This window comes from Thalassospira australica, assembly GCF_044790785.1.
GTDB lineage: Bacteria > Pseudomonadota > Alphaproteobacteria > Rhodospirillales > Thalassospiraceae > Thalassospira > Thalassospira australica_A.
In genome coordinates this window covers 1572819-1586107 of record NZ_CP085258.1, presented here as the reverse complement: position 1 = coordinate 1586107, position 13289 = coordinate 1572819, and the positions used below count along the sequence as shown (strand labels likewise).

8 protein-coding genes are annotated in these 13289 nt (G+C 56.3%); 6 read left to right on the top strand and 2 right to left on the bottom strand.

Features of this window, described 5'->3' with window-relative positions:
- Positions 1-216 precede the first annotated feature (216 nt).
- Complete coding sequence (locus LG297_RS07560; protein WP_404426313.1) at positions 217-3309, top strand: FAD-binding and (Fe-S)-binding domain-containing protein; 3093 nt, start codon at positions 217-219, stop codon at positions 3307-3309.
- Between the two features lie 250 nt (positions 3310-3559).
- Here the strand turns inward: LG297_RS07560 and LG297_RS07555 are convergent, their stop codons facing one another.
- Entirely contained in the window at positions 3560-4420 is an 861-nt protein-coding gene (locus LG297_RS07555; protein WP_097050571.1) for a LysR family transcriptional regulator, read from the bottom strand.
- A gap of 123 nt (positions 4421-4543) precedes the next feature.
- Here LG297_RS07555 and LG297_RS07550 point away from each other — a divergent pair, with 123 nt between their 5' ends.
- Positions 4544-5863, top strand: coding sequence for an aspartate aminotransferase family protein (locus LG297_RS07550; RefSeq protein ID WP_404426312.1), 1320 nt, complete (start codon positions 4544-4546; stop codon positions 5861-5863).
- Positions 5864-5946: 83 nt separating this feature from the next.
- Here the strand turns inward: LG297_RS07550 and LG297_RS07545 are convergent, their stop codons facing one another.
- Positions 5947-7434, bottom strand: coding sequence for a PAS domain S-box protein (locus LG297_RS07545; protein ID WP_404426311.1), 1488 nt, complete (start codon positions 7432-7434; stop codon positions 5947-5949).
- Positions 7435-7694: 260 nt separating this feature from the next.
- Here LG297_RS07545 and LG297_RS07540 point away from each other — a divergent pair, with 260 nt between their 5' ends.
- From LG297_RS07540 to rbbA, 4 genes are all read left to right on the top strand, one after another.
- Positions 7695-8018, top strand: coding sequence for a Dabb family protein (locus LG297_RS07540; RefSeq protein WP_404426310.1), 324 nt, complete (start codon positions 7695-7697; stop codon positions 8016-8018).
- Positions 8019-8182: 164 nt separating this feature from the next.
- Entirely contained in the window at positions 8183-9325 is a 1143-nt protein-coding gene (locus tag LG297_RS07535; RefSeq protein WP_404426309.1) for an endonuclease/exonuclease/phosphatase family protein, read from the top strand.
- Between the two features lie 186 nt (positions 9326-9511).
- Positions 9512-10525, top strand: coding sequence for an HlyD family secretion protein (locus LG297_RS07530; RefSeq protein ID WP_404426308.1), 1014 nt, complete (start codon positions 9512-9514; stop codon positions 10523-10525).
- A complete protein-coding gene (rbbA, locus tag LG297_RS07525; protein ID WP_404426307.1) occupies positions 10522-13287 on the top strand; it encodes a ribosome-associated ATPase/putative transporter RbbA in 2766 nt (921 codons plus the stop codon). Before LG297_RS07530 ends, rbbA begins: the two co-directional genes overlap by 4 nt.
- Positions 13288-13289: the final 2 nt, after the last annotated feature.

The following is a 13289-nucleotide window of genomic DNA, read 5'->3' as shown; positions in this document are numbered from 1 at the left end:
TATAATCATATGATACGACTTTAACAAAACCGATCCCGGAGCCCTTTTTTGCCCCCTCGGCACGGTCGGCATGCGGTTGCCGACCGGGTTGAAAAATCGGATTATTCACTAAAAATGAATAATCCTTCGGAATTTTAAATTTGTCTATTTAATCCACCTCCTGTCAAATGGAGGAAATGACGCCGCCCGCGCCGCAAAAAAGCCCAGAGAGACATCATGACCGCGCCCGCCCCGAAGCCCAAGCCGACCGCCAAGCCGACACCCGCCCCCCGCAGCTTTTCCCGGCTCAACCGCCTGCCGGTCCTGACCCCGGACCGGTCGCTTGACAGTCTGACGCTCGGTTTCCTCAAAACCCTTGAAAAAGAAGGCAAATTTGCCGGTGAAATCCATGCCGATTTCCCGTCCCGCCTGATCAATGCCACCGATAACAGCGTCTATCAGGTGATGCCAACCGCCGTCCTGCAACCCAGAAACCGCAATGATATCAACGTTGTGATGGAACTTGCCGGGCGCGAGGAATTCAGCGAGGTCAAAATCACCCCGCGTGGTGGTGGGACGGGCACTAATGGCCAGTCGCTCAACACCACCATAACCCTTGATACATCCAAGCATCTCAATAACATACTGGGTTTTGATGCCGAAAAGGGGCTGGTTCATGTCGAGCCGGGCGTGGTGCTTGATCAGTTGAATGCGTGGCTCAAACCGCACGGTTTCTTCTTCCCGCCCGCCGTATCCACCGCCAGCCGGGCGACCATCGGCGGCATGATCGGGTCCGATAGCTCCGGCAAGGGATCGCGGATTTATGGCAAAACAAGCCATTATATCAATGACATGACCACGGTTCTGATCGACGGCACCGATTTTCGCACCCACGCGATGAGTGCCTCTGAGGCCGCCGAAATCATGGCGCGCGATGACCGCACCGGGCGGCTTTACCGCAAAATCCACGATGAAATCATGCCGCGTCGGGGTCAGATCAACGCGATTTTCCCGGAAATGAACCGCGGGCTTACGGGCTATAACCTCAAGGAAGCCGTTTCAGATCAAGGGGATATGAATTTAAGCTTCCTGATCGCCGGGGCGGAGGGCAGCCTTGGCATGGTCAAGGAAATCACGCTCCGCGTCATTCCCCTGCCAAAGCACAAGGCGGTCACGGTGGTGCGTTATGACAGCTTCGACAGTGCCCTTCGTCATGTCGGCACCCTCGTGCAGTTTGACCCGGTCGCCATCGAAAGCATCGATGACAAGGTCATGGAACTGGCAAAGCAGGATGAAAGCTGGCATCTGCTGGGAAAATTGCTGGGCACAGAGGGCAGCACGGTCCAGACACGTGGCTTCAATGTCGTTGAATTCATTGGCGAAACCCCCGAAGACGTCGCCGCCAAACAGGCAGAATTGCGCGCCCATCTTGACGCCCATCCGAATGCCGATCACGCCCCTATCGGCTTTGTCCAGGCCACCGATCCCACGCAGATCGCGGCTATCTGGTCGATCCGGGCGAAATCGGTCGGCCTGCTTGGCAATCTTGAAGGCAAGCGCCGCGCGACCCCCTTTGTCGAGGATACCGCCGTTCCACCCGAAAACCTTGCCGATTTTATCGCGGAATTCCGGGCTTTGCTCGATGCCGAGGGCCTTGATTACGGCATGTTTGGCCATGTCGATGTCGGCTGCCTGCATGTGCGCCCGTTGCTTGACATGTGTGACGAGCAGGACGAAGCGCGCCTGCGCCGTGTGTCGGACAGGGTCGTTGACCTGACCAGGAAATATAACGGCCTGATCTGGGGCGAACATGGCAAGGGTTTCCGCGGCGAATATTCGCCGACCTATTTCGGGCCGGAGCTTTATGATGTCCTTAAGCGCATCAAGGAAGCCTTTGATCCGGAAGGACAATTAAACCCCGGCAAGATCGCCTCCCCCTATTCGAAGAACACCCCGATCACCGCAATTGATGCGGCCCCGATGCGCGGCCAGCTTGACCGCCAGATCGAAGACAGGCTGCGTGATGAATACCTCAACGCAACGCGCTGTAACGGCAACGGGGCCTGCTTTAACTGGGACCTGATGGATGCGATGTGCCCGTCCTACAAGGTCACACGCGACCGTGTTCACTCGCCCAAGGGCCGGGCGGGCCTGATCCGCGAATGGATCCGGCAACTTTCGGTCGGCACCGATCCGCGCAATCAGGACCTCGCCGTGATCAATGCGCGCGATTTCTCGCATGATGTTTATGATGCCATGGCCGGTTGCCTGTCCTGCAAGGCCTGTGCGGGGCAATGCCCGGTCAAGGTCGATATCCCGGAAATGAAATCACGTTTCCTCGAGGCCTATCACACCCGCTACAAACGGCCGGTGAAGGATTACGTGATTGCACAACTTGAAACCATCGCCCCCCTGATGGCAAAGGCCCCGTTGTTTTTCAATGCCTTGCAATCCATCCCGCCGCTGCCGTGGATTTTCAAAAGCCTGATCGGCCTGACCGATTTGCCGAAACTCAGCCGCCAAAGTGTCGGCGCTGCCCTGCGCAAACGCGGCATCGGCCCGTTCAAACTGGCCGAGTTTGAGGCACTTCCCGATGCCGATCGCGCCAAATCCGTGGTGCTTTTGCAGGATTGCTTCACCAGCCACTATGACATCGATGTTTTCATCGCCCATATCGATCTTCTGCAGAAGCTCGGCTACCGCGTTTTCGTGCCGCCCTACCGCCCGAATGGCAAGGCCTTGCACGTCAAGGGCTTCCTCAAACGCTTTGATTATCAGGCGCGGCAAAACGATATCGTCTATGGCCGGTTGGCAAAATCGGGCGCCCCCCTGATCGGGATCGAGGCCAGCGTGACGCTCACCTATCGGCAGGAATACGCCCAGCGCCTTGGGACGGACCGCCCGGATTACCGCGTGCATCTGTTCCATGAATGGCTGGCGGGCGAGATCGCGGAAGGCCGCCTCACCCTGCCCGCAACCGGCGCAAACCCTGCGTCTGCGTCATCCCTGGCAACGCTCTTCCCGCATTGCACGGAAAAAACATCGATCCCCGATGTCAGCGTCAAATGGCAAAAGATTTTCGAGGCCTTCGGCATCAAACTCGCGACCGAGAAAACCGGATGCTGCGGCATGGCCGGCGTGTACGGCCACGAAACCCGTCATCAGGAAACATCCCGTGCCCTCTATGAACAAAGCTGGAAAAAGAAAGTCGATCAGACGGGCTTGGATAACATGCTCGTCACCGGCTATTCCTGCCGCTGTCAGGTCGCGCGCTTTGAGGGTGCGAAGCCGAAACATCCGGTCGAGTATCTTGCTAACCACATAGTTTGAGGACGAGAAATGGAGCTCCTGCGAAACATCCTCGGGACCATTTTTGCTATAGCGATAGGGGTATTCGTTGTTCGTGTTTTCTGGGTAAGTAGCCGAGATCGCCATTCAAGTGGTAGCCGAAAACACGAAGGGCTTCCGGGTACACGCTACTATTCCGGGTCAAGCAACCCGCCGTCTGATCCCCGTGGCCGTCCTTAGCTAAAAGGGTTTCTTTCCTCCGAACTCAGTTAATTCGTTACATGAGTATCGATTACAAAAACGGCAACAAATTGCGGATATGATCACCAAACGCACTGATGGCCGGGCTGCGCGCGGTGTTTGACGTCACGACCTGCAAGCCAAGCTGCGGCAAGGCGGGCATGGGGGATTTGAGGATATACAGGTCCGCCGGGACGGCTTTTTGCATCATCACACTGATCGCAAGGCCAGAGCGCGCCACCGCGATCAGGCCGGTCAGGCTGTTGCTGGCATAGGATATTTTATAGCGCATCCCCGCCTCATCCATCGCATCGCAGGCCGCCTTGTGATCCATGGCGTTCGAGGCCGGCATCGCAAGCGGGATAGCGCCATCGGGGAAATCGTGAAGTTCCAGCGTCGGTTTGCTTCCGACCCAGGCAAGCTGTTCGGTGCGCACGATCTTTTGCCGGTCATGGATTTCCGGGGTCGAGGTGATGGCCATATCGATCTGGCTGGCATGCAGCAGTCGGTTCAATTCCGGGCTTGGCGCCGATACCACCTTGATCTCGACATCCGGGTGGATGGTGCCAAAGCTTTTAAGCAGGGCCGGAAAAAACGTGATCAGGTAATCCTCGGGACAGCCAAACACCATCGAGCCATGCAATCCCTTGTCGGAAAAGGCCGAAACCGCCTCGTCATGCAGGCGCAATATCCGTTCGGCATAGCCCAGAAACCGTTCCCCCGCCCCGGTCAGGCTAACGCCACTACCGCTTCGGTGAAACAGGCTTTGGCCGAGTGTTTCTTCAAGCCGCTGGATCTGCATCGTCACGGTTGACTGGGTTCGTCCAACCTGAATAGCCGTGGCACTGAGCGTGCCGGAATGCGCAGCCCGCACAAAGGTCGCAAGCAGTTTGAGATCAAGCAGGGTCTGCATCGCCGCACCAGCACCATATCAATTTTTCCAATACCGGAATGCCATAACTATCAATTTTACGCGAAGGACACCAGCAGATACGATCAAGATCAGCCAAAGACACACGCTTTCAGGGAGCCCATCATGTCACGCAATACCGATCCAAAGTTCTGGGACGCCGCCAAAAAACACCTGATCCGCTATGGCGGCACCTTTGAACCGGCCATCATCGAACGCGCCAAAGGGTCATTCGTCTATGATGCCGATGACCGCCCCATTCTGGATTTCACATCCGGGCAGATGAGCGCCCTTCTGGGCCACGGCCATCCGAAAATCGTCGAAACCGTGCAAAGCCAGGTCGAAAAAGTCGCCCATCTGTTTAGCGGCATGCTGTCCCGCCCGGTTGTTGACCTAGCGGAGCGGTTGGCGGAACTGGCACCGGGACTGGATCGGGTTTTGCTGCTGTCGACCGGGGCAGAGTCCAACGAGGCCGCGATCCGCATGGCAAAGCTTGTCACCGGCAAGCATGAAATCGTCGCCTTTTCCAAAAGCTGGCACGGCATGACCGGCGTTGCCGCATCGGCAACCTATAGCGCCGGGCGCAAGGGATATGGCCCGGCGGCCGTCGGATCATTCGCCATTCCCGCCCCCAATGCCTTTCGCCCGCGTTTCAAACATGCCGACGGGTCACTTGATTGGCAGACGGAGCTTGATGACGCATTCAATCTGGTCGACAGCCAGTCGACCGGCAATCTTGCCGCCTTTATTGCCGAGCCGATCCTGTCATCGGGCGGCATGCTGCCCCTGCCCAAGGGATACCTTGCCGCGCTTAAGCAGAAATGCGTTGAACGTGGCATGTTGCTGATCCTGGACGAGGCCCAGACGGGTGTGGGCCGCACCGGCGACATGTTTGCCTTTGAACGCGATGGCGTGACACCTGATATCATGACGCTGTCAAAAACCATCGGGGCCGGCCTGCCGCTGGCCGCCGTCATGACCACGGCTGAGATCGAGGATGCCGCCCATGAAAAGGGCTTCCTGTTTTATACCACCCACGTGTCCGATCCCCTGCCCGCGGCGGTCGGTGTGACGGTGCTTGACGTAGTGCGGGATGAGAATCTGGTCGAACGTGCCCGGACATCGGGCAAAAAGCTGTTTGACGGATTGTCAAAGCTTAAAGACCGTTTTGACTGTATCGGTGATGTGCGCGGCCGGGGGCTTATGCTGGGCGTCGAAATCGTCAAACGTGGCGCGGATGGACAGTTCCGGGAACCCGATCATGATCTGGGTGCGGCGGTTGCGACCGAAGCATTTAAAAACGGGCTTAGCATGAATATCGTCAAGCTGCCCGGCATGGGCGGCGTATTCCGCATCGCCCCGCCGCTGACGATCAGTGACGAAGAACTAGACCTTGGCCTGTCGATCATTGCCAAATCGATAGAGGGTGCATTGTCGGGCCGCTAATCGTCCCTTCATCTCCCCAAAAAACAAAAGCCCGGCTGATCCCATAACCAGCCGGGCTTTTATCGTATCGGATGTCTTCGGGTCTAGCGCGTCAGCACTTCGGCAGCTTCGCGGGTGCGCTTGACCGAACTCCCGACCCCGCCCGAGATCGAGCGGATTTCGTCAAGCCGCCGGGCAAGCTCATCGACCGAGACGGCCATTGTCTGCATGTTTTGCGACACGCTTTCGGTCACGGCACTTTGTTCTTCAACCGATGCCGATATACTGGTGACACTGTCGCGTGCCGTTTCGATGGAACCGCGAATGGTTTCAAGCGAGCTAACGACTTCGTTTGAAATTTCCTGAACCCCGCTGATTTCTGCCGAAATCTGATCGGTGGCCTTGGCCGCCTGATTGGCAAGGTTTTTAACTTCGTTCGCAACCACGGCAAAGCCTTTGCCAGCCTCACCCGCACGAGCGGACTCAATGGTTGCATTAAGGGCGAGCAGGTTGATCTGCCCGGCAATGCCCTGAATGACCTCGACAATGCCCGTCATTGCGGCAACCACATCGGCCATTTTCTGGGTCGACTGGTTGGCACTGACGGTTTGCGAGAAAGCACGTTCGGTTTCATCACGGCTTTGCGCCATACTGCGCGAAATTTCGGCGATTGAGGCAGACAGTTCCTCGGCACTGGCGGCAACGGTCTGCACCGAGTTGGAGCTTTGGGCGGCGGCGGATGTGCCGCTCATGGCGGCCTCGTCAAGGGTTACGATGTTATCGTCAATTTCGGCGAAATTGGTATCGATCATCGCCTTCAAATCAACCAGAAGCTCCACCTGTTCGGTGATATCGGTGGCAAGCTTGATCACCCGTTCGGGTTTGCCATTCTGATCAAAAATCGGGTTATAGGTGGCTTCAAGCCAGACCTCCCTGCCCCCCTTTGCAAGCCGCTTGAACTGTGCAGCCTGCACATCGCCCCGGCGCAGGCTGGCCCAGAAATCCGTGTACTCGGCAGATTTCGAGTAAGCCGGTTCGACAAACATGCTGTGATGCTTGCCGACAACCTCTCCTTCGGAATAGCCCATGGTTTTAAGGAAATTCCCGTTGGCCTTAAGGATTTTGCCCGTCAGATCAAACTCAATCATCGCCTGGGATCGGTCAATCGCGGTCAGGATGCCTTCGTTAAGCGCGCGTTCCTTGCGGCGCGCGGTAATGTCAGTGGCAAACTTGATGACCTTTACCGGCTTCCCGGCCGCGTTAAGAATCGGATTGTAGGTGGCTTCAAGCCAGACGGTTTCGCCGTCCTTGCGCACGCGCTGGAAAATGCCGGCGGCGAACTCGCCCTTTGACAATTTCTTCCAAAAATCGCGGTATTCGGCACTTTGTGCGTAATCGCGGGTCACGAAAACCGCATGGTGTTTGCCAACAATATCGCCAAGCTCATAGCCCATTGTCGCCAGAAAATTGGCGTTGGCCGTCAGGATTTTACCATCCAGCGAAAACTCGATCACGGCCATCGACCGGCCAAGTGCCTGGTAAATCTGCTGTCCCTGCGAGGACGCTCCGTTACCGAAAATATTGAATGCCATACGACCAGTCCCTTTTTTCACCCGATTGCGACTACACAAGAGAAAACACCCTCCTGCATAGCTAAACCTATCCCTATGTATATATTCGGTGTTATTTTTCAAGAGAAAAAATCCTTGAAAGTGACCAATATCACATTTTTTCAACCTTAAATTTTGAATAACTCCAATCTGGTCATGTGTTCGATCACGGATGAATGCCAGGTTCGCGCTATTGACACCCGACGCATTATGCCGGCTCAATCAACGATCCTCGCAGTCACATGAAAGCCCCCACCATGATCCGCCATATCGTCCTGATCAAATTCAAACCCGGCATCGAGGAAACGGTGATCAACAGCCTCTTTGACGCGCTGTCCGACCTTGGCGACCAGATCGCCGGGATGCGGGGGTTTGACGGCGGGATATCGGTCAGCCCGGAAAAACTGGAACAAGGCTTCACGCACGGTTTCTGCATCGATTTCGACGATGCCAAGGCGCGTGATGCCTATCTTTCGCATCCAACCCATCAGGCGCTGGGTGCCGAACTGGTCAAAGCCGCCGATGGCGAGATTTCAGGGCTGATTGTGTTTGATCTGGAGATGTAGCCTGATCTTTTTCAAGCCACCGCCCACCCGCGTCGGGCTGCTGTCACAAACATAACACTTCATAATTGAGCCCATCGCCCCATAATACCTGTGGTAGAATTGCATTCTCATCACAGGCAGTGCTCCGCCACAATGGCCGGGCGCATCGAGTTTCGGGGGGCGTCATGCGGATTGCTGCGTTTAACGTCGAAAACCTGTTTGACCGGGCAAAAGTCTTTAACGATGAAGACCCGGAAGCGCATCGCGATGTGCTGGATGCTCATGCAGAATTAAACAAGCTGTTTGAAAAGCCGGTTTACAGCAATGCCGACACGGCACGCATGTTAACACTGATTACACAACTTGGCATGTTGCGCAGTGATGAAGGAAAATTTACCCGCATTCGCAAAATCCGCGGCCAGTTGATTTCCCGCCCGCGCCCGCCAAAACAGCCCTATATCAAGGCCGATGGCCGCGATGACTGGGTCGGCTGGTGCGAGCTTCGCATGGGGCCGGTGGACGAAGCCGCGATGCTCAACACCGCGCGCATGATCGGTGATGTCGGGGCGGATGTTCTGGCGCTGGTCGAGATCGAAAGCCGCCCGGTATTATTGGCGTTTCAGGATTTCATGCGTGAAAAGGGCGTTTTGCCCGTACCCTATCGCCACATGATGATCATTGATGGCAATGACGGGCGCGGCATTGATGTCGGCCTTGCCACCCATGAAGGCTATCCGATTGGTGAAATGCGAAGCCACGTCGACGACCTGAAACCCGACGGTGCCCCGATTTTCAGCCGCGATTGCCCGGAATATGAAATCATCACACCATCGGGCGCCCAGATCATGGTCCTGCCCAACCACTTCAAAAGCAAATATGGGGGCAATGATCCGGCAAGCCGCGCCAAGCGACTGGCGCAATCATTGGCGGTTGCCGCCTATTACAATCGCCTGATCGCCGAAGGGTTTGAAAATATTGTGGTTCTGGGCGACCTTAACGACACCCCCGACAGTGCGGAGCTTGATCCGTTGCTGAACGGCACGGCCCTTCGCGATGTTTCGGCCCATCCGAATTTTACCGAATTCGAGTTTAATGCCGGGAATGGCGACCGGGGCACCGGCACGCATGGCCTTGGCAATGATGACGACAAAATCGATTATCTGCTGCTGTCACCCGCCCTGTTTGATCGGGTGACCAAGGGCGGCATTTACCGCAAGGGTATTTGGCCGGGGTCACGCCCGCCGCGCTGGGAAATCTATCCCGACCTGATCAGGAAACATCAGGCAGCATCAGATCATCACCTGATCTGGGCCGATATCGATATCTAAGCGCGGCCGATAACAATACCCTCCGGCGCATTCTTGATACTTTTCTAAATTGCGTAAGATCAAAGATTTAGCTTGCCGTTCAGGTCAGGATCACTCCAGACTTTATCGCGTTTAAATTGCGATACCCGATTTTGCCGGTGGCGCATCCATTGCCAACGGCCCGGCAATCCTGTCTTGGAGGGCGGAATGAGCAAACTGCGCGTGCCTTTGGCGATTCTTGTCGTGATCATCGCGATTGCCGGAGCCGGTTATTATTACTGGCAGCAAAATCAGGAAACCTTGCCCGACCATATCGCCAGCGGCAATGGCCGGATCGAGGCCGAAGAAGTCCGGGTGGCAACCAAATATGCCGGTCGGGTTGACGAGGTCCTGGTTGATGAAGGAGACCGGGTCGAAGCAGGTCAGGTTCTGGCCCGCATGGATACGGCCGAACTTCAGGCAAACCTTGCCAAGGCACGCGCAGAGGTCGCGAGCGCGAAGCAGGGCATTTTCGAAGCCAATGCCGATATCGTTCAGAAGGAAAGCCAGCTTTCCTTTGCCGAACGGCAGCTTGAACGCGCCAACGAGCTTGTCAAAAACAACAATATCGCCCGCGAACAAGTCGATCAGCGCAAATCGGACCGCGACGTGGCCGAAGCCGCCCTTGCGGCGGCAAAATCGCGCCTGACAAGCAGTGAACGCAATGTCGAAGCCGCTCAGGCCGAACTTGACCGCATTCAGGTACAGATCAATGATTCCGTGCTTAAGGCACCGCGCGGCGGGCGGGTACAATACCGTCTTGCCGAACCGGGCGAAGTTCTGGCCGGGGGCGACCCGGTGGTGACGGTTCTGGACCTGACCGATGTTTACATGACAATCTTCCTGCCAACCCGGCAGGCGGGTTTGGCCTTTGTTGGCAACGAGGCGCGTATTGTTCTGGATGCGGCACCGAATTTTGTGATCCCGGCCTATGTGTCATTCGTTGCCGATGATGCGCAATTCACTCCGCGCGAGGTCGAAACCAGAAGCGAACGCGACAAGCTGATGTTCCGGGTTAAAATCCGCATCGCGCGCGAATTGCTTGAAGAACATAGCAAACGGGTCAAGACCGGCCTGCCCGGCGAGGCCTATGTCATGCTGGCTGATCATAAAAACTGGCCGGAACGCTTTACCCCCAATGTTCCCGACGATGCGACACTGAACCAGAGCCTTCAGGAATGAGCAACGCTCCTGCAAATGGCGCAAAGCTTGCCGCGCGGCTGGACCATGTCAGTCACAAATACGGCCATGTTCATGCGCTTGACGATATCAGCCTTGATATCCCCGCAGGCCGGACCGTCGGCTTTATCGGGCCGGATGGGGTGGGTAAGTCCACCGCCCTTGCCCTGATATCGGGGGCGCGAAAATTACAACGCGGCACGGTCGAAACGCTGGGCGGGCCGATGGACGATACAGGCCACCGCAACAGCGTCCTGCCCAAAATCGCCTATATGCCCCAGGGGCTGGGCAAGAACCTTTATATGGACCTGACGATCCGCGAGAACCTTGAATTCTTTGGCCGTCTGTTTGGCCAGTCAGCGCGCGAACGCAAGGACCGGATTGAACGGCTGGTGAGGGCGACCGGGCTTGAATCCTTTACCGAACGCGCAGCCGGCAAGCTTTCCGGCGGGATGAAGCAGAAGCTTGGCCTGTGTTGTGCCCTGATCCATGATCCGGAAATATTGATACTGGACGAGCCGACAACCGGCGTCGATCCGCTGTCGCGTCGGCAGTTCTGGGAACTGATCGACCAGATCCGCAAAACCCAAAGCGGCATGACCGTTCTGGTCGCAACAGCCTATATGGATGAAGCCGCCCGGTTCGACCAACTGATTGCGATGAATGACGGCAAGGTGCTGGCAAGCGGCACAGCAAGCGAGATTTTGGAGCGCACCGGGGCCGATAACCTTGAAACCGCATTTGTAAGGCTGCTGCCCGAAGAAGAACGCAAAGGCCATAAGGACCTTGTCATTCCGCCGCGTACCACACATGGCGATGTTCCGGCCATCGTCGCGGATGGCCTGACCATGCGGTTTGGCGATTTTACCGCGGTTGATAATGTCAGCTTCCGGATTGAAAAAGGCGAGATTTTCGGGTTTCTCGGCTCGAACGGGTGCGGCAAGACGACAACCATGAAGATGCTGACCGGGCTTTTGCCCGCGACCGAAGGCACGGCAGAGCTTTTCGGCAAACCGGTCGACGGACAGGATACCGAACTGCGCAAACGGGTCGGCTATATGAGCCAGGCCTTTTCGCTTTATGCCGAACTGACAGTTTTTCAGAATCTTGAACTGCATGCGCGGCTGTTTCACCTGCCCACCGACAGAATAAAACCCCGGATCAAGGAGCTTTCCGAACGATTTGGCTTACGCGACTATCACGATGATCTGGCCGAAAGCCTGCCGCTTGGCGTGCGACAGCGTTTATCATTGGCGGTTGCGATCATTCACAGCCCGGAAATCCTGATACTCGATGAACCGACATCGGGCGTTGATCCGGTGGCACGTGACGGGTTCTGGCAATTGCTGGTCGAGCTTTCACGCGATCAGGGCGTGACGATTTTTATCTCGACCCATTTCATGAACGAGGCGGAACGCTGTGATCGCATATCGCTGATGCATGCCGGCAAGGTCTTGATCAGCGACACCCCCGATGAAATTACCCGGAAACGCGGTTGTGATACCCTCGAAGAAGCCTTCATCAGCCATCTTGAAGAAGCCAGTGGTATTGAAGATAACGCCCCTGCCCCCGATGCATCGGAAATGGAGGGCGACACCGAAACCGGGACCACGAAATGGAAACCGGCCAAGGCATCGCTTTTCAGCCTGCGCAGGCTTTGGGCCTATTCGCTGCGCGAAACCATGGAACTGATCCGTGATCCGATCCGGTTGATGTTTGCCTTGCTGGGCACCGCGATCCTGATGCCGGTTTTCGGTTATGGCATCACGTTTGATGTCGAAAACCTGACCTATGCCGCACTGGATCGCGACAGGACCGCAACCAGCCGCACCTATCTTGAAAACCTTGCAGGGTCGCGATACTTCAGCGAACAGCCACCGTTAAACAGCAATGACGAGCTCGAACAACGGTTACTGTCGGGCGATATTGCGCTGGCAATTGAAATCCCGCCGGGATTTGGCCGTGACCTTGAAGCCGGACGCAGCCCCGAAGTCGCCGCAACCATCGACGGCACCATGCCGTTTCGCGCAGAAACCATCCATGGCTATGTCGAAGGCATTCACAGCAAATATCTGAACGAACGCAGCATGCGCAACACAGGTTTGCCCGCGCAAACTCTGCCGGTCAGTATTGAGACACGCTATCGCTATAATCAGGATTTCAAAAGCATCTATGCCATGGTGCCATCGGTGATTGCGCTGCTGCTGATGTTTATTCCCGCCGTTCTGATGGCGGTTGGCGTGGTGCGCGAAAAGGAACTGGGATCGATCACCAACCTTTATGTCACCCCCGTTACACGGATCGAATTCCTGATTGGCAAACAATTACCCTATGTCGGGTTGGGCCTGATCAATTTCGCTCTGATGGTCGCAATGGCGCTGTTCTGGTTCGAAGTCCCGATGCGGGGCAATCCGCTTGCACTTGTTGCCGGGGCCTTCCTGTTTGTGTTTGCCACAACCGGTTTGGGACTTTTGATTTCGTCCTTTACCAAGACCCAGATCGCCGCCCTGTTTGGAACCGCGATTGCGACGATGGTGCCTTCGGTGATGTTTTCCGGAATGATGCAGCCGATTTCGTCGCTTGAAGGCGTGCCCGCCGTGCTGTCGACCATCATGCCGACATCGCATTTCATGTCGATCAGTGTCGGGGTCTTTACCAAGGCGCTTGGCTTTGCCGAACTTTATCCGGAAATCATAACGCTTGTGATTTTCTTCCCGGTATTGACCGCCCTTTCGATGCTGCTGCTTAAAAAGCAGGAGGCGTAAAA

Coding starts and splice junctions, on each gene's coding strand:
- LG297_RS07560 (WP_404426313.1), top strand. CDS start 217: ATGACCGCGCCCGCCCCGAAGCCCAAGCCGACCGCCAAGCCGACACCC.
- LG297_RS07555 (WP_097050571.1), bottom strand. CDS start 4,420: ATGCAGACCCTGCTTGATCTCAAACTGCTTGCGACCTTTGTGCGGGCT.
- LG297_RS07550 (WP_404426312.1), top strand. CDS start 4,544: ATGTCACGCAATACCGATCCAAAGTTCTGGGACGCCGCCAAAAAACAC.
- LG297_RS07545 (WP_404426311.1), bottom strand. CDS start 7,434: ATGGCATTCAATATTTTCGGTAACGGAGCGTCCTCGCAGGGACAGCAG.
- LG297_RS07540 (WP_404426310.1), top strand. CDS start 7,695: ATGAAAGCCCCCACCATGATCCGCCATATCGTCCTGATCAAATTCAAA.
- LG297_RS07535 (WP_404426309.1), top strand. CDS start 8,183: ATGCGGATTGCTGCGTTTAACGTCGAAAACCTGTTTGACCGGGCAAAA.
- LG297_RS07530 (WP_404426308.1), top strand. CDS start 9,512: ATGAGCAAACTGCGCGTGCCTTTGGCGATTCTTGTCGTGATCATCGCG.
- rbbA (WP_404426307.1), top strand. CDS start 10,522: ATGAGCAACGCTCCTGCAAATGGCGCAAAGCTTGCCGCGCGGCTGGAC.